At 33.8% G+C, this 21,909-nt stretch carries 20 protein-coding genes and 1 other RNA gene; 8 read left to right on the forward strand and 13 right to left on the reverse strand.

The genetic code is table 11. The features are described from left to right. Nucleotides 1–5 precede the first annotated feature (5 nt). Both RM538_RS00945 and RM538_RS00950 read right to left on the reverse strand, forming a co-directional pair. Nucleotides 6–1,337 carry a M28 family metallopeptidase gene (locus RM538_RS00945; RefSeq protein ID WP_311331513.1) on the reverse strand — a complete coding sequence of 444 codons (1,332 nt, stop codon included), beginning with the start codon at nt 1,335–1,337 and terminating at the stop codon, nt 6–8. A gap of 43 nt (nt 1,338–1,380) precedes the next feature. Beyond that, nucleotides 1,381–2,907: a nuclear transport factor 2 family protein gene (locus tag RM538_RS00950; protein ID WP_311331514.1), complete on the reverse strand. Its 1,527-nt coding sequence runs from the start codon at nt 2,905–2,907 to the stop codon at nt 1,381–1,383. Between the two features lie 66 nt (nt 2,908–2,973). On the opposite strand from RM538_RS00950, the gene RM538_RS00955 reads away from it, so the two are divergent. Further along, nucleotides 2,974–3,420: a hypothetical protein gene (locus tag RM538_RS00955; protein ID WP_311331515.1), complete on the forward strand. Its 447-nt coding sequence runs from the start codon at nt 2,974–2,976 to the stop codon at nt 3,418–3,420. Here the strand turns inward: RM538_RS00955 and smpB are convergent. Together smpB and RM538_RS00965 are read right to left on the reverse strand one after the other, a co-directional pair. Then, complete coding sequence (smpB, locus tag RM538_RS00960) at nt 3,417–3,884, reverse strand: SsrA-binding protein SmpB (protein ID WP_311331516.1); 468 nt, start codon at nt 3,882–3,884, stop codon at nt 3,417–3,419. The genes RM538_RS00955 and smpB overlap by 4 nt on opposite strands. A gap of 96 nt (nt 3,885–3,980) precedes the next feature. After that, nucleotides 3,981–4,952, reverse strand: a complete 972-nt coding sequence (locus tag RM538_RS00965; protein ID WP_311331517.1) for a peptidoglycan DD-metalloendopeptidase family protein — start codon at nt 4,950–4,952, stop codon at nt 3,981–3,983. A gap of 79 nt (nt 4,953–5,031) precedes the next feature. Here RM538_RS00965 and RM538_RS00970 point away from each other — a divergent pair, with 79 nt between their 5' ends. Then, nucleotides 5,032–5,772 carry a DUF6503 family protein gene (locus RM538_RS00970; RefSeq protein WP_311331518.1) on the forward strand — a complete coding sequence of 247 codons (741 nt, stop codon included), beginning with the start codon at nt 5,032–5,034 and terminating at the stop codon, nt 5,770–5,772. On the opposite strand, the gene RM538_RS00975 is transcribed toward RM538_RS00970, so the two are convergent. The 4 genes from RM538_RS00975 to clpB all read right to left on the reverse strand — a co-directional run bounded on the left by RM538_RS00975 (nt 5,769) and on the right by clpB (nt 11,139). Then, on the reverse strand, nt 5,769–6,287 hold the full coding sequence (locus tag RM538_RS00975; protein ID WP_311331519.1) for a SixA phosphatase family protein: 519 nt from the start codon (nt 6,285–6,287) through the stop codon (nt 5,769–5,771). The two genes, RM538_RS00970 and RM538_RS00975, sit on opposite strands and share 4 nt — an antisense overlap. 174 nt (nt 6,288–6,461) lie before the next feature. Next, complete coding sequence (locus tag RM538_RS00980; protein ID WP_311331520.1) at nt 6,462–6,599, reverse strand: hypothetical protein; 138 nt, start codon at nt 6,597–6,599, stop codon at nt 6,462–6,464. Nucleotides 6,600–6,671: 72 nt separating this feature from the next. Next, complete coding sequence (locus RM538_RS00985; protein ID WP_311331521.1) at nt 6,672–8,423, reverse strand: redoxin domain-containing protein; 1,752 nt, start codon at nt 8,421–8,423, stop codon at nt 6,672–6,674. Between the two features lie 112 nt (nt 8,424–8,535). Next, entirely contained in the window at nt 8,536–11,139 is a 2,604-nt protein-coding gene (gene clpB, locus RM538_RS00990; protein ID WP_311331522.1) for an ATP-dependent chaperone ClpB, read from the reverse strand. 185 nt (nt 11,140–11,324) lie between these two features. Between clpB and ytxJ the strand changes: the two genes are divergently transcribed. Further along, nucleotides 11,325–11,717 carry a bacillithiol system redox-active protein YtxJ gene (gene ytxJ / locus RM538_RS00995; protein ID WP_311331523.1) on the forward strand — a complete coding sequence of 131 codons (393 nt, stop codon included), beginning with the start codon at nt 11,325–11,327 and terminating at the stop codon, nt 11,715–11,717. 38 nt (nt 11,718–11,755) lie between these two features. On the opposite strand, the gene RM538_RS01000 is transcribed toward ytxJ, so the two are convergent. Together RM538_RS01000 and fahA are read right to left on the reverse strand one after the other, a co-directional pair. Continuing rightward, nucleotides 11,756–12,922, reverse strand: a complete 1,167-nt coding sequence (locus RM538_RS01000) for a hypothetical protein (RefSeq protein ID WP_311331524.1) — start codon at nt 12,920–12,922, stop codon at nt 11,756–11,758. Between the two features lie 56 nt (nt 12,923–12,978). Then, nucleotides 12,979–14,253 carry a fumarylacetoacetase gene (fahA, locus tag RM538_RS01005; protein ID WP_311331525.1) on the reverse strand — a complete coding sequence of 425 codons (1,275 nt, stop codon included), beginning with the start codon at nt 14,251–14,253 and terminating at the stop codon, nt 12,979–12,981. Nucleotides 14,254–14,363: 110 nt separating this feature from the next. Here fahA and glyA point away from each other — a divergent pair, with 110 nt between their 5' ends. Both glyA and RM538_RS01015 read left to right on the forward strand, forming a co-directional pair. Further along, the gene (gene glyA, locus RM538_RS01010; protein ID WP_311331526.1) at nt 14,364–15,638 is read left to right on the forward strand and encodes a serine hydroxymethyltransferase; all 1,275 of its coding nucleotides are present in this window, start codon (nt 14,364–14,366) and stop codon (nt 15,636–15,638) included. Nucleotides 15,639–15,649: 11 nt separating this feature from the next. Then, nucleotides 15,650–16,153: a GNAT family N-acetyltransferase gene (locus RM538_RS01015; RefSeq protein WP_311331527.1), complete on the forward strand. Its 504-nt coding sequence runs from the start codon at nt 15,650–15,652 to the stop codon at nt 16,151–16,153. A gap of 25 nt (nt 16,154–16,178) precedes the next feature. On the opposite strand, the gene RM538_RS01020 is transcribed toward RM538_RS01015, so the two are convergent. The 3 genes from RM538_RS01020 to RM538_RS01030 form a co-directional block, all read right to left on the reverse strand. Beyond that, complete coding sequence (locus RM538_RS01020; RefSeq protein WP_311331528.1) at nt 16,179–17,714, reverse strand: hypothetical protein; 1,536 nt, start codon at nt 17,712–17,714, stop codon at nt 16,179–16,181. Between the two features lie 57 nt (nt 17,715–17,771). Continuing rightward, the gene (locus RM538_RS01025; protein ID WP_311331529.1) at nt 17,772–18,899 is read right to left on the reverse strand and encodes a carboxypeptidase-like regulatory domain-containing protein; all 1,128 of its coding nucleotides are present in this window, start codon (nt 18,897–18,899) and stop codon (nt 17,772–17,774) included. A 101-nt stretch (nt 18,900–19,000) separates the two neighbouring features. Then, nucleotides 19,001–20,053: a glutaminyl-peptide cyclotransferase gene (locus RM538_RS01030; protein ID WP_311331530.1), complete on the reverse strand. Its 1,053-nt coding sequence runs from the start codon at nt 20,051–20,053 to the stop codon at nt 19,001–19,003. Nucleotides 20,054–20,141: 88 nt separating this feature from the next. Between RM538_RS01030 and ffs the strand changes: the two genes are divergently transcribed. The 3 genes from ffs to fsa all read left to right on the forward strand — a co-directional run bounded on the left by ffs (nt 20,142) and on the right by fsa (nt 21,909). Then, nucleotides 20,142–20,240: signal recognition particle sRNA small type (gene ffs / locus RM538_RS01035), an RNA gene on the forward strand. 74 nt (nt 20,241–20,314) lie between these two features. Beyond that, nucleotides 20,315–21,124: an SDR family oxidoreductase gene (locus tag RM538_RS01040; RefSeq protein WP_311331531.1), complete on the forward strand. Its 810-nt coding sequence runs from the start codon at nt 20,315–20,317 to the stop codon at nt 21,122–21,124. A 131-nt stretch (nt 21,125–21,255) separates the two neighbouring features. Continuing rightward, nucleotides 21,256–21,909 carry a fructose-6-phosphate aldolase gene (gene fsa, locus RM538_RS01045; protein ID WP_311331532.1) on the forward strand — a complete coding sequence of 218 codons (654 nt, stop codon included), beginning with the start codon at nt 21,256–21,258 and terminating at the stop codon, nt 21,907–21,909.

Raw genomic sequence — 21,909 nt, forward strand, 5'->3', positions numbered from 1 at the left:
ACTTTTTATCTAAAAATTGAATTTGGAAAAACTACGACACTTTCATGCCCATTTGCTCCTACAGCAGAAATACCGAAGAAATAATTATCGATTACGATTCCGTTTAAGGTAAATTCATTTATATCACCTACATATCTACTGTAATCCCAAGTTGGGGAGGTAGTGTCTCGCCAGTATATCTTGTAACCAACAGCTCCATCAACTTTTTTCCACTTAAATTTTGCTGAAGGTTCTACAATACCACCTATACTAACTTCCTCGGGTGCTGGAGGTGCCCAAGCCAAACTCGCCATTGTAATGGCATTGACAGCCGTTAGTTTCTTTACATATTCAAAGTTTACAAATTTAAGTTTATCTCCATATTCAATTCCATTTTCAGTTCTAATGTCTTGGTGTTGCTGGGTATAGTTTTCATGTGCTTCCATAATTCTAACACCGGCATATCCTAAATCATTAAACGGACGGTGATGTCCACCACGACCAAAACGATCTAAGCGATAAATCATCATAGGATTCATTTCTGGCATGTATGTTTTGGTAGTTTTATAAACATAACGTGCTAGTTGTCTTGAAATACCATCTACCTCACCACCATAAAAACGACGTGCTCTTCGTTGCCTTTCAGTTTCAGTTGGAGGAACAGGTTCACTAAAGATTCTAAAATCTACATTACTAATTACTCCATCTACTCCTTTAATATTTCCTATCATGTCATTGTTAAGTACCCCAATAATATCCCAGCCTTTTTCTTTTGCATAAGCAGCAAAACCAGCTCCACCAAATAGTCCTTGTTCTTCTCCGCTAAGTCCCAGATATACAATGCTGCTCTCGAACTGGTATTTTGAAAGAACCCTAGCAGCTTCTATAGCTCCTGCCATACCACTAGCATTGTCATTTGCTCCTGGAGCATCTTTTGTGAAATCACTTCCGTCACTATTACGAGAATCTATATCACCACTCATAATGATATAGCGATTGGGGTATTTTGTGCCCTTTTGAACTGCTGCTACATTTACAATCCATGTGTCTTTAGGTACGCGGCGGTTACCTTCGGCTTTTACAAAATCTTTTTGGTAGAATACATCGAGACAGTTGCCGCAGTCTTTTGAGATGTTTTCAAACTCGCTTTTTATCCAACGGCGTGCTGCTCCAATTCCTCTAGTATCGCTTATAGTGTCACTAAAAGTATTTCGGGTACCAAATCCCGCTAATATTGTAATGTCTGTCTCAATTCTTTCCGCAGAAACAGCATCTATTATTTCATAAATTTTAGGATTGGTTTGTGCTTGAATGCTTAGTGAAGTTCCAAAAAGCAAGAGGATAAAAAATCTATACATAGGATTATTTTTCTTTAAAAATACGAAAAGTGAATGAAGTAGTTTATCTAATAAAAGTAACCTTAGCTATAAGGCCATTTTCAATCTCATAAATAGCAACCGCACTAAAGTTTTGTCCATTAGCAGTAATATACTCTTCATCTATTACTTTATTTCCAATAACAATTCGATTTTTGATTTCGCAATGTAAGTCTGGAGTGCTGGAGAAAAAACCTTGGAAACTTTCTCTCATAGGTTCTTGACCTTTAGAAGATAAATTTTTTGGAAAATTATAGAGTTTGATATCTTGAGTATATGTTTTCATAAAAGCGTCTATGTCTCTATTATTATACGCCTCTAATTGTCTGTCTACAATAATTGTAGGGGTATCTGCATTTTTTTTGTTGTCTATAAAAGTCATAGACTTTATAAGATTATTACCTGTTTTATATACCGTTGCTTGTCTGTGTGATTTTGTATTTACAGTTACCAGCTCTTCATCGATGACATAGCCTTTATAAACAATACGATTTTTAACTTCAACATTTGCTTTCTCAACTCTTTCATAATATTTTTTATAATTAGACTTTAATGTATTTCTGCCTATGTACATTGTATCATTTGGGAAACGTCTTACTATAACATCAGTATCAAAAGTATTTGCAAAATCATCAAGTCTCCTTTCATTAAATGGTGCTATATGTGCATCAACTATATCTTCTGGTGAAGCTTCATCTATTTCTGCAACAAAAGCTATTTTTTCACCATTTGGACTTACAGCCAATCGGGTTATTTCTTTTAAACCTTTATCTGAAAGATTTGCTGCTTCTTCCCACTCACCATCACCAAACAAATCATAATAATATAGTTTTGCCCCACTTCCACAAAGAAGTGTAGTTTCGGTAAGCCATGCATGATCTTGGATACCTATGGGTAGTTCAGCAACAAAAAAGCTTTCTAAAGTATCCATATCCAATTGGTAAATGTCATGATTGCCATTTTCATTAATGGCTGTATAACTTACGGCTGTGTCATTATTTGGAATTTTATGAATAGAACGCCCACTTCCTTTTAAAAGTTTATAGGTCTTGTCTTCATTAAGTTTATAAACAATTAGGTCTAGTTTATTTTCTCCAAGAATTGACGCGACGAGTGTGTTTTCATCAAAAAATGTATAATAAGCAATTTCTTGATTTGAAATAGGTTTGGGTTCTTTGCCATCTTGATACCTGTAAAGTCGCTGTAAACCATTTGTATCTAGTCTAACAGCAGTAATATTATTATTAAATTGTTGTTGTGGAGAATACTCGCCTCCCGTAGTAGTTTTAAATAGCCAAGAGGTTTTTGCTAATTCTGTATTGTATTTAGCAATATCTGTTTGCCCATTTCTGGTTTTTGCAAAGAGTAGGGTTGTGTTGTCTATAAATGAAGGCTGATTGTCATAACCATCATTATTTGAAATATTTTTAAAGTTACTAACCTCAAGTTGGGTAGCCCCTTTAATATCTATAAGATATACTTCAGTATTAGGTTGGGCAAATAGAGTAGAGTATGCTAAGAAACCTGATAAAAATAGAATGTACTTTGTCATAAAATAAAGATACAGTTTCTTTTGAAATGGTTTTACTCTTTTTAAATAGTTCTAGTATATTTGAGTATGAAATTTCCTCTTCAAAATATCTTATTTATACTTTTAACATTATCATTTTTCAGATCTAATAGTCAAGAATCTAAGATTATCGAAACTTTTGATACTTCTTTTCAGGATAATTGGGAGTTTTTTGATTTAAAGGAAATTATTAAAGTAAAAGTTATAAAACATGTACCTGCTTATGCTTTTTGTGGTCCTATAGCAACTGCATCAATGACAATAGTCGAAAAGTCTGATGGAGAAGTGATTAGAGTATTAGATTTATGTAATATGGATGATAATTTCGAAGTAAACTCTTACATTTTTGTTCTACCTGAAAAGAAACCTGACTTTTATGTGTCACCTCCTTTTATGTGTATTCAAAACGAAAAGACCAATAGTTTTGAGTCTATTACAAAAGAGTTTGATACTAAGGTATTAGAAACTACTTATGGTTCAATCGTTACTAATTAATTATTAAACGCTTTTTTAAGTCGGCTTAAATCTCGTTTGGTATCACGTTCTTTAATACTTTCACGCTTGTCATATTGTTTTTTACCTCGAGCTAAAGCTATTTTAAGTTTAGCAAAACCTTTTTCGTTAGTAAAAAGTAGTAATGGTACAATAGTAAGCCCAGAGTTTTTAACCTCTTTTTCAAGTTTTTTAAGTTCGCTACGGTTTAAAAGTAATTTACGTTCTGTTTTTGGATTATGGCTATACGCACTTGCATGTGAGTATTCTTGCACTGTCATATTTATAACAAAGAGTTCACCGCGATCATTAAACTCACAAAAGCTTTCGGCTATAGAAGCTTTTCCTTCTCGAATGGCTTTTATTTCGGTACCTGCCAGTACAATTCCTGCAGTATACGTATCTAAAAATTCATACTCGAATTTTGCTTTTCGGTTTTTAATGTTTACGTTTTTTTGTAGTGCCATAGCATTGCAAAGATAGCCATAAAGAAATCGAAATTGAAATGGTTAACCTTGTATTAGTATATAAGAATTAGTGAATGTATGTATGCCTAAAATTATTTATTGCTTCGTTCTTGAGATTACATCATTCTTAACTGGCGAGTAGTCATTTTGTAATTCTCCATTTACTAATAGTTCTTCAAAAAAGAGCCTAGCGCCAGTTGCGTTAGCCATATCTTTGTCGTCTTGTAGGTGTATGTGTAAATGTGGTTCACTACTATTTCCAGAGTTTCCACAATTTCCAAGTAACTGGCCTTTTACTACTCTATCACCTTTTTTTACTTTTATAGTTCCTTTTTCAAAATGGGCATATACTACATATTCATTATTGGATGTTTTTAGGGTAAGGCTGTTTCCAAGTGCTTGTTTGGGATTCATGGTACCTGGTTTATTATCTTCTATACCAGTAATTACTTGTACTACCTCTGCATCACAAACAGCGTAAAGTGGTTTGCCAAAGGCGTAGTAATCTTCATTTCTAGTACCACTTCTCTCATAAGTTTTGTTATTACTATCTACAATTACAAAGTCAAAAGCTCCTCGTTGTGCTCTATTAATTACATGGTAGTTATCTCTTTTGTCTGTTCCGCCCCAAAAAGTAAACCAGTCTCCTTTAAAGGGGAGTTGCATGGTTGTTGTGTTACGATCAAACTTCCCAGGACTCCCATCATCTTCATAAGGTTTAAAAAGAAGACCATTTATTTTATTTTCAGAATTTAAAGAAAGTAAAATTGTAAGTTTTCCATTTTCAAAAACACCTGTGTAAGTCTCAAGCGTTTCTTTTCTTTCTTTAAAATGAAAGCTTTTAAAGTTACCATAATTAGTTTGAAAGGTAGTTACAATGTCTGTAGTCGTATTTAAATTTACTGATGCCTGCATTGTGGCATCAAACATATTGAAAATAGGTTCAGGATTATTGTTGTTATAATTTTCTTGAAAGCTTTTTAAAGCTGCTTCATAGTTAGGGCTTTGCGAAAAAATAAACCCAGAAAAAAATAAGGTTAGTGAGACTAGAACTGTTTTGATTGTCATATTAAACATTATTGTTAATTACTAAATTCTACTACTATTATACGTAGGGAAGTGCTTACATTTGTTACAAAACTTTACTATGCGCCTTTTATTATTACTTATAACAGTACTTTTTATCTTGTCATGTAAGGAATCATCAAAAAAACTAACCGCACAAGATATTATTGACAATGCTATAGACGTACATTGTAATGATAATTGTGAGGACGCCTTTATCTCTTTTACATTTCGGGATAAAGAATATAAAAGCATTAGAAAAGCAGGCAAGTACCAATACGAAAGGATTTTTAGTGATAGTATTGGGATAATAAAAGATGTGATAACCAATGAAGGCTATAGAAGATATATAAATGATAGCGTTATTAAAGTAGTAGATTCTATGGCTACAAAGTATGCTAATAGTGTAAATAGCGTACATTACTTTTCGCAACTACCTTACGGCTTAAATGCTCCAGCGGTTAAAAAGGAATTGTTAGGAGAAGCAACAATTAAGGGTAAAGAATATTACGAAATTGGTATTACTTTTACCGAAGAAGGAGGTGGAACCGATTTTGAAGATGAGTTTGTCTATTGGATAGAAAAAGAAGATTTTTCTTTAGACTATCTTGCCTATAGTTATACTGTAAATGGTGGGGGTATAAGGTTTAGAGAAGCTTTTAATAAACGAGTTGTAAACGGAATTACATTCTTAGATTATAACAATTACAAACCAGAAAGCTTAGATATTAAACTTACAACTCTAGATTCTTTATTTGAAAATGAAGAACTAGTGCTGCTTTCAAAGATTGAAAATGAGCAGATTGAAGTAAGTATAAACTAGTTTATATTTTCAACAGAAACCTCTGTTTCATTTCCTACTATCTTTACGATGTATAAACTACTGTTGTCATCTTCAGACATTGATGGGAAAGCATCTTTACCTATAATTAAATTAGTAAACTGTGGAGTAGTGTTACTGTGCCCTACTATTAATACATTTTTACCTTTGGTAGCTTTTTTAAAAGAATCGCTATACATAGCTCTTGGGTTATACTCTATTATATCAAGCTTTAAGCTATTAGCAGTAGGAAGAGCAGTTTCTTTGGTTCTATGATAGGGTGTAGAATAAACGGCATCTATATTTTTATCTTTAAAATATGCAGCCCAACGTGTTGCTCTAGCCATCCCCTTTTCAGTTAAATGCGGGTCTCTATTTTTAGCGTCACTTTTATCTTTTTCTGCATGCCTTATAAGGTAGTACGTTGTATTTTCTTTAGAAGCTTTCGTTTGTGCAAAACTAGATTGCGAAAAGAGTACTATAAATAAAACAAATAAGGACTTAACAATTACTTTCATCTATAAAAATTTTAATAAAGATACTTTTTTAAAACCAAAGAAACTTTATTTGCGTATATGTCATTGTTAGTTAGTATATAATTTGATTTTTGAATGTGAGGTTTAAAAATCATATAGCAAAATTGCTATGAAAAGAAAAGTCCTCCGTGTTTCCCCAAACAGGAGGATTTTTCTTTATAAATACGTTACTGCTGTTACTAGGCTATATGTAACTACTAGTGCCGAAACAAAAGCGATATACATTGCTAATAGTGTGTTTCTTTTTGGAGTTATTGTCCTCTCTCTTTCAAGTTGTTGTGCTTGCGTTTTCATACTGTTTGTATTTTTGATTGTTATACTAGTATGACGAACAAGAGTGCAATTTTGTTACAATTGAATTATAATTTATTCAGTAATAGTATACGAAAAGAATGCGCAAAGCATTTCATCATAGCTTTGCCTTCCATAAGAAACTGAAGAAGTAGGATCTGGATTTATTGGATTTTGGTATGTGTTGTCGTAAACTCCTTCTACAATTAATTTTGACCCAGCTGGAATATCCAGAGGTTCTTTTAGGATATAGTTTTGTTGCCAATTAAAATTATAATCAGGTACCGATAGTAATATTTTTTTTATGCCATTAGGATACATAACATATGTGCTTATGGAGGAACCTCTATAATGCATATGAGGAAATATTGAGTACAGCTTAATATTCTTTTTTATACTATCATAAACAATTTCTTTATGGTTTTGAGCGTGAGGTAGTATTTCAATTTTTGTATCAAAAGGAGTAATAACATAATGTTCTTTTGAAGGAATAGAGTCATGATAATATAAACCAATTTTAGTTTTATCCTTTTCTATTTTACCTGATGGTGTGTAATGTATTTGTACTATTATTTTATCTCCTTTTTTCAATAATTTTCCAGAATTGTTAGGGTAAAAAGTAATATCGTTTTGTCCATCACCGCTTACACCAAGTAGGTCATCAAGCCATTGTCTTGACTCTCTATTTAAAATAGGGTTACTTTTAGGTGTACTTGTGCTTGTAACAACTACATGATGTACTACTTTTTTATTATCTGTTTTAATTTCAATCCCTTTAAGCCATAAATCCATTTCTAAGTCCAAAGCTAACTCTTGAACACGATAGGGAATTAATTCTGAAGCAGGAATAGTCTCTTCTTTAATAGAAACAATTTTATCTGGAGTGCCTCCTTGCCATTCAATTGTGTCTTTTTGCGCTATACTTGTTAGTGTATCTTTCCCAATTCCAGGGTCTAAGCCTGCATCTATCCAATTTATAATTTTTCTTCTGTTGCTATCTGGAAGTATATTTACATTAGAAAACTCACCAATAGTAGGGTCAAGCTTTGTTGGAGGCATTCTTCTACTTAATAAGACTTCTTTTATCATCGCAGACCATCCTGCTACAGTTTGATAATCTTTCATAGACCAAGGAGCAATCCCATCATCTCTATGGCATTGTACACAGTTTTTTGCTAAAATAGGCGCAATGTCTTTTGTGTAGGTTAGTTTTTTATCTTTCTCTAATTCTGAAAGACGTGTCACCTTGCAGCCTCTCGTAACTTCTTGCTGACTAACTGGGGTCCTCTTTTTTACAATAGTAGAAAGCGCATCACGTAAATGGGTTTCGGTAGGCTTTGTTTTTTGAGCTTCATAATCTAACCTATTGTTTATGGGACCTCGATATAAAATTTCACGGGTAGTTGGGTGTAAAATAATAGCCTCAGCAGTTATAGTAATATCTAGTTCTTCGGCGATTAGTTGATACTTATCAAGTAAAACAGGGACTTTAAAATTAAATTCTGAAGCTTCTTTTTTTACAGTTTCTTTACTGTCCTGAATATTACTATTTAACATAAAAAAAGTAAACCCTTTTTCAGAAAAATCATTTACTATAGCGTGAAAATCTGTTAATGCATTACGCACAATTGGACAGCCGTTTCCTTGAACAAAAAGCACAATTGCTTTACTGTTATTATAACTTGAAAGTCTATGAAAACCTCCATCTGCATCATACAAAGCATAGTCATTTTGTCTGTTATCTGCAATAGGTTTTGGTGTATTATTACAACTGATAATTAGTGTAATAATAAATAAAAAAAATAGGTGTTTTTTTATTGAAAGCATATACTTGCGAAAGTACGTAATCTAAATAATAAAAATAAAAAACCGCTCCCAACATATTATGAGAGCGGCTAACCAACCAAATATATTCCTGAAATGATTTCAGGAACTATTTTTAACTAGAAACCAAGTCTGATTGATTTCTAAAAACTAATTTCTCATCAAAGCTATCTAGAAGGATAATACTATCTGTACTTACTTTTCCTGAAAGTATTTCTTTAGATAACTGATTCAACACTTCTTTTTGTATTACTCTTTTTACAGGTCTTGCACCATATTGAGGGTCAAAGCCTTTATTTGCTAAAAAGCTTATAGCTTCTTCTGTAGCATCCATAGTAATGCCTTGTTTCTCAAGCATTTTTGTTAGTCCCTTTAATTGTAGTCCTACAATTTGCTTTATATCCTGCTTGTTAAGCGGAGTAAACATAATGATATCGTCTATCCTGTTTAAAAATTCTGGTCTAACTGTTTGCTTTAATAATCCAAGAACTTCAACCTTTGCTCCTTCCATTGCTGTATCAGGGTCTTTTATAGCTTCAAACTTTTCTTGAATTATATGACTACCCATATTACTAGTCATAATTATAATTGCATTTTTAAAATCTGCAACACGTCCTTTGTTATCAGTTAACCTACCTTCATCAAGTACTTGTAAGAGGATATTAAAAGTATCTGGATGCGCTTTTTCAATTTCATCAAGTAGCACAACAGAGTAAGGTTTACGTCTTACTGCTTCAGTAAGTTGTCCTCCTTCATCATATCCTACATAACCTGGAGGTGCCCCAACAAGACGACTCACACTATGGCGTTCTTGGTACTCACTCATGTCAATGCGTGTCATAGCATTTTCGTCATCAAAAAGATATGTTGCAAGTGCTTTAGCTAACTCTGTTTTACCTACACCAGTTGTTCCTAAAAATAGGAAGGAACCAATTGGTTTTTGCACGTCTTGTAGGCCGGCACGGCTTCTACGTATAGCGTCACTAACTGCAACAATAGCTTCTTCTTGCCCTACAACTCGTTTATGAAGCTCATCTTCTAGCTTTAAAAGTTTTTCTCTATCGCTTTGTAACATTTTAGTTACTGGGATTCCAGTCCACTTTGCTACAACTTCTGCGATGTCTTCATTGTCTACTTCTTCTTTTATTAAAGAATTGGCGCTTTGGTTTTTAGCCAATTGCTTTTCTAGAGAACTTAACTTTTCTTGAGCTTCTTTAATTTTTCCGTATCTAATTTCTGCAACAGTACCAAAGTCCCCTTCTCGTTCAGCTTTTTCAGCCTGTAGCTTATATTCTTCAATTTCCTTTTTTAGGTTTTGAACTGAATCTACTACATCTTTTTCTGCTTTCCATTTTGCATTAAGTTCGTTGCGCTCTTCTTTAAGATTTGCAAGGTCTGCTCTTAAAGACTTGAGTTTAGACTCATCTTTTTCACGCTTTATTGCTTCAATTTCAATTTCGAGTTGCATTATCTTCCTGTCCAAAACATCTAGTTCTTCAGGTTTAGAATTAATTTCCATTCTCAATTTTGAAGCAGCCTCATCCATTAGGTCTATTGCTTTATCAGGCAAAAATCTATTAGTAATATAGCGTTGAGATAATTCTACTGCTGCGATAATTGCTTCATCTTTAATTCTAACTTTATGGTGTGTTTCATATTTTTCCTTAATACCTCTAAGTATAGAAATAGCACTTTCAGTATCTGGCTCATCAACTAGCACTTTTTGAAAACGTCTTTCTAATGCCTTGTCTTTCTCAAAATACTTTTGGTATTCATCTAAGGTAGTAGCGCCAATAGCCCTTAGCTCTCCTCTAGCTAGCGCAGGTTTCAGAATATTAGCTGCGTCCATGGCTCCTTGACCTCCTCCAGCACCTACTAGTGTGTGTATTTCATCAATAAACAATACAATATCACCATCACTAGTGGTTACTTCTTTGATAACTGCTTTTAAACGCTCTTCAAACTCACCTTTGTATTTTGCTCCTGCAATTAGTGCTCCCATATCTAGGGAATAAACAATTTTTGATTTTAAGTTTTCTGGTACATCACCATCTACAATTCTATGAGCTAAACCTTCGGCAATAGCTGTTTTACCAGTCCCTGGTTCTCCAACCAGCATAGGATTGTTTTTAGTTCGTCTTGACAGTATTTGAAGAATACGACGTATCTCTTCATTACGTCCTATCACAGGGTCTAACTTACCCGTGCTAGCTAATTCGTTAAGATTTCTTGCATACTTATTTAATGAATTATAGGTGTCTTCTGCACTTTGCGAGGTTACATTTTCACCTTTACGTAACTCTTCTATAGCTGCTTTTAGGTTTTTTTCGGTAACACCTTGGTCTTTTAAAGTTTGTGCAATACTGCTTTTAGATTTAAAAATGGCAATGAGTAGGTGTTCAATAGAAACATATTCATCATTCATTTTTTTTGCAATAATGCTTGCCTCATTAACTGCTTTTCCAGCTTCCCTAGATAGCATAATATCCCCGCCACTTACTTTTGGAAAACTTTCTAACTGTTTATTAAGTACTTGTTGTAAAAGTGATAAATTAACATTTAGTTTCTTTAAAATATAGGGCGTTACATTTTCATCAACATCAAAAATAGCTTTTAAAATATGCTCATTTTCAATTTGTTGATGTCCATAGCCTTGAGCAAGTTGTTGTGCTTGCTGTATAGCTTCTTGTGATTTTATTGTATAATTATTAAAATTCATTGTCTTTATATTTTAAGCTGATCGATGTTTTCCAAAGAATTGGAATTATCGAAATTTCATTTTTTTTAAAGTATATAACAAACAATGAACCAATTGTACAAAACGACAAAATGGCTGATTTTTGTAAGGAATATGCGGTCATTTTGACGTATAGAATGCTTAAATTTGTGATAAAATATATAAAAATGGGACTATTTGGTTTATTTGGAAATAAGGATGCTTCAGAAGAAAAAGAAAAAAGCGCTATTGCTTGGAAGCAGCTAACAACTATGGAGCAATTGGATGAAATTGTTGCTACTTCAAAATCAAAACCTATAGCTATTTTTAAACACTCTACGCGTTGTGGGATAAGTAGAATGGTATTACGAAATTTTGAAAACTCTTTTTCAATTTCTGAAGAACAGTTAGACTTATATTATCTAGATTTATTGAGTTATCGTGATATTTCTGATGCAGTTGGGCATCGTTTTCAAGTTTTACATCAAAGTCCCCAATTACTAGTTATTAAAAACGGTACTGCTGTGGCTCATGCCTCACACCATAGTATTCAAGCATCAGAATTAGAGAATTTTATATAAAAAAAACTCCCAATTTGGGAGTTTTTACATTGTAGGAGCTACCTAAAACTATTTTGTTCTAAGATTTCAGATAGTCTAATTTTAATATCTGTTCCTGCATCCAAAACCATTTGCTCATTGCTTGGAAATGGAATAAAATCATTTCTAAGTAACCTTTTGTCTTCTTCTGTTAAGGCTCTTTCATCTCCTCTATATCTAGCAAAGATGTTTTCGAAGATAAATTCGCTGCTTAAAGGGTGCCTGTCAATTACTTCTTTTCTTTCAAAATCACGGTAAACTACTGTGCCACCAACCAAGACAGACTTTACTTGCTCAGTATAGGTAACTCGGGCTTTTACAACTTTAATAATATCTACTTTAATATCATTTCCTAGACTGTCTTTCATTACATTTCCATTTCGGTCTAGTTTGTATTCCCATCCATCTTTAATTCGCTTAGTACGGTTATACTCTTTTTCTCGCACATGTTCTGGTGAAACACCAATTTGTTTAAAATTAAGTGAAACCCCATAACTGTATGGAATGCCATTTTGCTTTGCACCATGATATTCTGTCCAAAAATCATCAAGACCATAAGTATTAAAGTCTAATAACTCTTGCTCTAATCTTCTAGGGATAATCTGGTTACTTAAATTATTTATTTGTACCGAAACAAAATCGGTTCCTTGATAATGTGCTTCATTTAGGAGCTTATCTACTTCAAAATAATTAGGTTGTATATCTTTCAACTTTGAAAAATAGTGATGTGCTTCTCTTGCATCTAGAACGGTATTCCTATTTAAGTAGTTATTTCCTTCAGCAAACAAAAAATCTGCATAATCCTTTTTTGCTTGTACTATTTCATCTGTGTAGTCAACTATAGCAAACGAGCCATTTTTTAAAGGCAGGAGAGGTCTAATAAGTTGTTGTCTAGATTCTAATCCAGCATAGATATAGTATATTTCTCTTACGTTTTCTGGATTTGTATCCTTTTCTAAATACTTAATACGACGTAAATCTTGATCTACCACTTTAGCAAAAGCCTGTTCTAGCAAAGAGATATGCTCTTTACTTTTTTTACTGTCTTTGTCTTTTGCAATCTTCTTTACGGCTAGCTCAATTGCTTCATCATAATTTCCAAGAGCCAGAAACTTCTCGTTTCTTTTTACACTACTGCAGGCCGTCAACAATAGCACAATGCTCATTAAAGTAATAGTGTTTCTCATAATCTTGTATTTTAAGATGTATATATGAGATTACAATTGTGATGCCAAAGTTGTAACTATTTGGAAGGCAGCACCTTGCCTATACAATCGCCAAAACCAATGCGTACTTGGTCATTTTGAGCATGTGCTCTCATAATTACAGTATCATTATCTTGAATAAATTTACGCTGAGATCCGTTCTTAAGTGTAATTGGGTTTTGACCACGCCAAGTAAGCTCCAGCATAGAACCATAACTATCTTTTGTTGGACCAGATATAGTACCACTCCCCATCATGTCTCCGCTCCTTACGTTACAACCATTTACAGTATGGTGTGTAAGTTGTTGTGCCATAGACCAGTACATGTATTTAAAATTTGAATTTGCTACAATTGTTTCTACGCCATCTTTTGGTTTAATACCTACTTGTAGGTTAATGTCAAAATTCATTTTATCTCCTTGTTGAAGATAGGGTAGTGGTTTTGGATCTTGTTTAGGACCGTTAGTTCTAAATGGTTCGAGTGCGTCTAACGTTACGATCCAAGGTGAAATTGTAGAAGCAAAACTTTTTCCTAAGAAAGGGCCAAGCGGAACATATTCCCAAGCTTGTATATCTCTCGCACTCCAGTCATTAAAAAGAACTAAACCAAAAATATTATCTTCTGCTTCATCTATAGTAACTCGTTTTCCTAAATCGTTGGTAGCAGTTGTGATAAAGGCCATTTCTAGCTCAAAGTCAAGTAGTTTTGTTGGGCCAAAACCTGGTTTTCCATCATCTCCTGGCTTAGTTTGTCCCATGGGTCTAGTGATAGGAGTCCCTGATGGAATAATAGAAGAACTTCTTCCATGGTATCCTATTGGAATATGTAGCCAGTTAGGAAGTAATGCATTTTCCGGGTCTCTAAAAAGGGAGCCTACATTAGTAGCATGCTCTTTACTTGCATAAAAATCTGTATAATCTCCAACATCTACTGGAAGTAGCATTTCAATCTCATCTAATCTAAATAATACTTTTAAGCAATGCTCTTTATTTTTTCTTAGTTCGTCATTATCTTTTAAAAATAAATCTGAAATCCTATTACGTACTAGCCGCCATGTTTTGCGTCCGTCTGCAATAAAGTCGTTTAATGAATCTTGCAGAAAAATATCATCGGTAAGGTCAATCCCATTAAAATAACCTAATTGATGTAAAGCTCCAAGGTCTATAGCAGTATTACCAATACGAGTTCCTATAGTAATAATATCGTCGCGTGTTAAGAATACACCAAATGGAATATTTTGTATTGGAAAGTCTGAATTTTCTGGAACGTCTAACCAAGTTTTTCTTTTTGGGTCGTTTGCAGTTAATGGCATAGTAGGAATCTTTTTTTGTTCGTAAATTGTTAATCAAATATATAATTTATCCAACACTAACCAAGAGCTTTTACTATTTTTGATACTTATTAATTTTTCTGAATATTACTATGCAACGAGACGAACAAATTTTTGAATTAATTGAAGCTGAAAAGAAACGTCAAATCAATGGATTAGAGTTAATTGCTTCTGAAAATTTTGTAAGCCAACAAGTACTAGAAGCAGCTGGTTCTGTTCTAACTAACAAGTACGCTGAAGGATACCCCGGTAAACGATATTATGGCGGATGTGAAGTAGTGGATGAGGTTGAGACTATTGCGATTGAGAGAGCCAAAACATTATTTGGAGCCGAGTATGCAAACGTACAACCACATAGTGGTTCTCAAGCAAATACAGCAGTTTTTCACGCATGCTTAAAGCCAGGAGATAAATTTTTAGGTTTCGATTTATCACATGGTGGGCACCTTACTCATGGTAGCCCTGTAAATTTTTCAGGAAAATTATATAATCCAGTCTTTTACGGAGTAGAAGAAGCTACAGGAATGCTTGATTATGATAAAATTGAAGCAATTGCAGTTAAAGAACAGCCTAAAATGATTATCGCTGGTGCTTCGGCTTATTCTAGAGAAATAGATTACAAACGTTTTAGAGAAATAGCAGATAAAGTAGGTGCTATTTTACTAGCAGATATTGCACATCCAGCTGGACTTATTGCCAAGGGGATAATTAGCGATCCAATCCCGCATTGTCATGTAGTTACAACTACCACCCATAAGACCCTACGTGGTCCAAGAGGAGGAATGATTTTGATGGGTAAGGATTTTGAAAATCCATTCGGGATAACACTTAAAAATGGGAACTTACGTAAAATGTCTTCGTTGTTAGATAGCGGTATTTTTCCTGGTAATCAAGGGGGACCACTAGAACATATAATAGCAGCCAAGGCAATAGCCTTTGGAGAAGCTTTGACTGACGATTTTTTACACTATATGGTACAGGTTAAGAAAAATGCTTCAGTTATGGCTCAGGCTTTTGTAGAAAAAGGTTACAAGGTAATCTCTGAAGGAACTGATAATCACATGATGTTAATAGACCTTAGAAACAAAAATATTTCAGGAAAACAAGCTGAGGAAGCACTAGGTAAGGCAGAAATAACAGTTAACAAAAATATGGTGCCTTTTGATGATAAATCTCCATTTGTAACGAGCGGTATAAGAATAGGGACAGCAGCAGTAACTACACGAGGATTAAAAGAAGCAGAGATGCTTGATATTGTAAGTTTAATAGACGAGGCTATTATAAACTTTGAAGACGAAAGTCGTCTTGAGCAAGTTGGTAATAAAGTGAATGAGATGATGGAAGATAGACCTTTGTTTGTTGTTTAAATTAAGAAGTTATGAATGTACTAGAAACCGAAAGGTTAGCATTGCGCAAAATTGAAGTTTCTGATGCACCATTTATGTTGAAACTGCTTAACAGCCAAGGTTGGTTGGAGTATATAGGTGATAGAAAAGTCCATTCAGTTGTAGATGCAGAAATTTTTATAGAAAAATACTACATTCCAAGTTACACACAAAATGGATATGGTTCTTACCTAGTCTCCTTAAAAGAAAGTAGTATTGCCATAGGTGCCTGTGGTTTATATAAACGTGAGGACTTAGACAATCCAGATATTGGTTTTGCATTTTTACCAGATTATATTGGAAAGGGGTATGGGTATGAATCTGCAAAAGCAGTTTTAGACTTTGCTTTTTCAACCTTACAGCTACATAAAATTTTAGGCTTTACCGTAAAAGAGAATATTGCTTCTATAAAGCTTTTAGAAAAGTTAGGCTTAAAAGAAATTGGCACATATGATTACGATAGTAAAGAAGAATATTTGTTACTCTTCTCTACGTAATACTTCAACTCTAAATTAAGTTCTACTATCCTTCAGGATCTGGAAAAACTGTTGCTTCATAGGCACCAGCATCTGGTGGAGTAGCTCTAGGAGTTCCGTTTAAGTCTGTAGCAGGAGGGACACCATTGGCTCCAATACCTTGTGCAGCAGATGCTCCTTGTTCTATGTTAAAGTTGTTGTTTTCAGTATCTTGAAATAATGGGTCTTGATTAAAAATTGTATTAGGGTAAAATGCTGGGTCTGAATATAGAGGATTGTCTGCAAATTCTCCGTCTGGATCTTCAAAACGCATTAGTGAATTTGTAAAACTGAAATTAAATGGATCATTTCCTTCCCTTACAATTGCATACTCTCTTTGTTCGTTTCCAAAAACAATACAGTTATTAAAAGTAGCACTTAGTGGCATAGTCTCAAAAGTGGTTTCTCCAGTTTGTACAGAATTATCTAGAATTAGAGTAGGAAAGGAGCGAAAACTATTGGTCCAATAATTTGCAAACGTACAATGGTTAAAAGTGTAGGTTCCACCAAACCCTATATTTAGTGATACTAAACCAGAATTATTAATTACTACATTTTCACCGTAAATATTTCCTGTTAAGGTTTGTATTCCAAAGAAAGAACTATTGTAAATCTGAACATTAGATAATGACAAAGTTTCGTCACCATCATTACTATCCATTCTAATTCCAACAATGGCATTTTTAATGGTTACATAACTAAACTCATTATCTGTACTTCCAGCCGTGCACCAAATAGTTCCCCATTGCCCAGGGATATCACTAAAACCAGGCTCTAATCTATCACTTTCAAAAATAATTTCACCCTCCATGACTTCTGGATCTGAACTAGGTTGCCCATTGGCTTTTATGGAGCCAGTATTAGCTACAAGGATGCCACTATTTTCATGAAAATGAACTCTTGCACCAGGTTGTATCTCAAGCGTTTCTCCAGGCGGGACGGCTGCAAAACCATAAATTACATAGGGTTTTTCGTTTGTGAAAGTTAACTCTGTATTATCTAAGAAAAACCCTTCAATTAAGATATCGTTTCCTTCTTCGTCAGTACCTAGATTTAAGGTCTCAAACATACCATTGCCTAAGTCTTCAGGGAATAGAAATATTGCATCTTGAACAAGAGTAACAAGTTCAACTTTTTGTTCATTAGCACCTGAATCAAACACTATTTGGTCTGTGTATAAGAACTCTAGTTCATTGGTGGGAGCTACATCAAATGTAGTTTCAATAAAAATAAAAATACTGTCATTAGCACGTATTTGTACGTTTTCAAAAGTTTTTCCGGGTAAACCATCAACATTTAATCTATAATTAGAGTTTTCTCCATCGGCAAGCCCAACATTTGGTACACTTATATCTTCGTCACTACGATTATAAACTGTTAGATTATAAGTACTAGAACCAATATTAGTAAATATAGTATCTAAAAAAACAGTATCCCTAGAAAATTCCAAACTCCCTGTACTTGGTACTGTCTCAAAATCATTACGACAAGAACTCCATAAAACAAGACAACATAAAATTGCCAATCCGTATAAATACTTCACGTGCTATAAATTTTTAGTAAAAATATAACTTTATTATGAAGCATAATATTGTGTGTGCTATTTTTTCCCTTTTCTCTTTTTGTTTTTGCGTTTTAGTTGTCTTTCGGCTTTTTTTCTAGCTTGCTTAATACGTTTAAACTCAATTTCGTTTTCGTGTTGTTTTTTTAGCTTTTCTTTCCATGCTTTACGCTCAGGGTCTTCCCTAAAATCTGGTCTTGGAAATTGTTCTATATAACCATCGTCAGCTTCTGGTGTAATTATCAAGCCAACTATATATCCGCCTAAATAAGCTCCAGCTTCAAGACTAACATCTATTGTATTAGAAACATTTGAGGCAGTAATTTCTTGTGTTTCAAAACCTACGTAACTAAAAACTAATACTTGATTGGGTTCTATTTCTATGCTGTAGTTACCATCAAAATCGGTTTGCGTTCCAATGGCTGTTCCTTTTACAATCACATTAGCTCCTGGCAACGGCAGCCCAGCATCATCGGTTACATTCCCTGAAATTGTAATTTCTGTTTTAATAGTAGAAACCATTCTTCCCACAACTTGGGTTTCTTTAGAAGTGTTATACCCTTTTATGATAACCGTTTCATTAGACTCTAAAACAATGTTAAAAGAACCTTTTTCTGCTGAAATAGTAACTTCTTGCTTATGGTAGCCCTTATGTGTAATTAATAGTGTTTGACCAGCTTTTGCTCGTAATATATATTGGCCCTTTTCATTAGTAGTTGTGGTTACACCAGTTTCTTTAATTGTAATTGTAGCATTAGAGACAAGCGCTCCTTTATTATCTTTAATAAGCCCAGTTATGATTACTGTTTTAAGACTTCCAATTTCTAAAGATACATATTGTTTTTGTGGTGCTTTAGAATAATTACCTTGTTCCATAGCATTGGCTGCCATACTCAACGGTAGTAGAAGTGAAGCAGCATAGGGCACTAAACTATTTCTTGACTTTCTTTCTAGTTTTACTTCCCTGTCTAACTGTGATTTTTTAAATCTACCACATGTATTTGTGTTATTAGTTAGGTACTTTACTAAGTCTTCGTCTGTTTTGTTTGTAAAATCAACTACCTCTTTGGTACATACTTTACAATGTCTTCCTTTTTCGGTTGGAGTCATTTTTGCCCAATCTTCATGACAAGGCTCTGGAATTTTAATCGTGATGGCTTTTTTCATAATGTTATATTTATACACACAAATCACAATAAAATAGGAGTAAAAAAAAATAGCCATTGAGTGAATGGCTATTTTGAGTGAGGGAAAATAGTTTTTTGCTTTTAGTTCGCTATAATTTCAATTTTAAATAGCTTATCCCAGTTTTTTCCTGTGATATAAAGAATGTTAGGTTCACCTTTGTAAGCGATTCCGTTTAGGACATCTAGTTTAGGGTGTTGTGTAACTTGTTCTTTTAAAGACTTAAGGTTAATTACACCTTCTACAGCACCATTGTTTGGGTTTACAATAGCAATAGCATCTTTTTGATAGATATTTGCATAGATTTTTCCATCTACATATTCTAGTTCATTTACGCTATCTATCTTGCTTTTATTGGTGTAAATTTCTATATAATCTTCTTCGGCTAGTGTTTCCGCATTCAATGTCCATATTTTTTCTGTACCATCACTCTTATAGATTTTAGCTCCATCGTTAGCTAATCCCCAACCTTCTTTACTCTTACCATACACAAAAGTTCCTGTTCTCTCTAGGGTATTTAAGTTATAAATAAAACCTGTTTTTGCTTGCCATGTAAGTTGATATATTTTGTTATTAAGAATAGTAAGTCCTTCCCCAAAATATTGATCTTGTAAGGCTACTTTTTGTAGAACCTCTCCAGTTTTATATGCAATTTTTCTAAGAGAAGATTCTTTGCGTTGTCCTGTACTTTCATATAATGTATCACCTTTAAACTCTAGTCCTTGTGTGTAGGCATTATTATCGTGGGGGTAGGTCTCTAGTATTTTGTAACTATATAGCTTAGGACTTTTACTGGCAACAATAATGATATCTTTTGAAACTGTATACGATTTATCATCAACCACTACAGTAGCAATAACACTTCTTTTACCTAATTTTTTTTCTGAAAGCGATATTGTTTTGCTTTCTGAAGCATTAGCTGAAACACTAACATCGTCCAAATTGTAAGTAATAGTCGATATTTCTTTATTCTTTTTGTTTACAAGGCTAACTTCAATGCTTTCTTCAGTTGTATACTTCTTTTTTTGGTCTTTAATTGTAACAGAAAATAGATCATTTACATTAGTGACTTCTTCTTCACAAGAAGGGAATACAACCAGCAATGCTATGAGTGCGAATAGTTTATAAAATGACATTGTTTTTTTAAATTTTTCCGAAAGGTATTTATTATAATTGATAACTAAAAATACTTTGTACAAGCTTTAAAATATAGTATCTTTGCAGCGGCAAGTCCTACACAACCAGCTCCTGTTGAATCCCCCAGGGCGGGAACGCAGCAAGGGTAAACGGTCGTAGCGGTGTGATGTAGGTAGCTTGCCATTTTTTATGCGCTTTATTTTCATTTGGTTTTGAATTTTAGTATTGAAACCGCATCTTTGTCATAGCAACTAACAACCATGTCACAAGTAGTTTTAATTACAGGAGGTTCTTCAGGAATAGGGAAAGCCATAGGTACATACTTAGCTCAAAAAAATTATCGTGTCTATGGGACTAGTAGAAACCCTTCAAAATATTCAAAATCTACACCATTTCCTCTATTACAAGTAGATGTTACAAGCCCACAACAAATAGAAGCTGCAGTAACAAAAATTATTTCTGAAGAAAGTAGACTAGACGTTGTTATTAATAATGCTGGTATTGGTATTACGGGTCCAATAGAAGAAACCCCAACTGATGAAATTAGAAATGCTTTTGAAACTAATTTTTATGGACCTCTTGAAGTAATTAAAGCAGTACTTCCACAAATGCGTAAACAAAAAAGTGGTAAAATAGTAAACATTACCTCTATTGCAGGCTATATGGGGTTGCCGTACCGTGGTATATATTCTGCTACAAAATCTGCATTAGAAATCACCATTGAAGCCTACCGTATGGAAACCAAGCAGTTTGGTATTCTGATGACCAGCGTTGCACCAGGAGACTTTGCAACTAATATTGCTGCTGGACGATTTCATGCACCCGTTTTGGAAAGTTCTCCTTATCAAAAAGCCTATGGAGAAACACTTAAAACAATGAATGAGCATGTGGACGGTGGTGAGGACCCTATGATTATGGCAAGAGAAGTCTATAAAATTCTTCAGAAAAATCAACCAAAAGTTCACTATAGAGTAGGAGCATTTTTGCAAAAATTCTCAATTGTTTTAAAGAGAGTTCTCCCTGACAAGGTTTATGAGAGAATGTTGATGAATCATTATAAGCTGAAGTAAAAACTAAAATCTAAAATAGACACTTAGGTTGTTAACAAAACTCCTCAATAACTTTTTTAATTCAATAGTATTTCTACAATTTTTCTTGCCTATTTTTGAACCATTAGAAATAACTTAAAAGCGACCAACAAATGAAATTTTTTATTGATACCGCAAACCTAGATCAGATTAGAGAAGCTCAAAATTTGGGTGTTTTGGATGGTGTAACTACAAATCCTTCATTAATGGCAAAAGAAGGAATTACAGGTAGAGAAAACATCTTAAAGCACTATGTTGCTATTTGTGATATTGTAGATGGGGATGTTTCTGCTGAAGTGATTTCGACAGATTTTGATGGTATGATAAAAGAAGGTAAAGAGCTTGCTGCGCTACATGAGCAAATTGTAGTAAAGGTGCCTATGATTAAAGAAGGGGTAAAGGCAATTAAGTATTTTACAGATAAAGGAATAAGAACTAATTGTACTCTAGTATTTAGTGCCGGACAAGCATTGCTTGCTGCAAAAGCTGGTGCGACATATGTCTCTCCATTTATAGGAAGACTAGACGATATATCTACAGATGGGTTAAACCTCATTGCCGAAACACGCCTTATCTATGATAACTATGGCTTTGAAACACAAATTCTTGCAGCCTCTGTACGTCATACTATGCATGTATTAGAATGCGCTAAGATAGGTAGTGATGTAATGACTGGACCTTTATCTTCTATTGAAGGTTTATTAAAACACCCTCTTACAGATATAGGATTAGAGAAATTTCTTGCAGACTACAAAAAAGGGAATTAA

The organism is Patiriisocius hiemis, from assembly GCF_031846325.1.
GTDB classification, from domain to species: Bacteria; Bacteroidota; Bacteroidia; order Flavobacteriales; family Flavobacteriaceae; genus Patiriisocius_A; species Patiriisocius_A hiemis.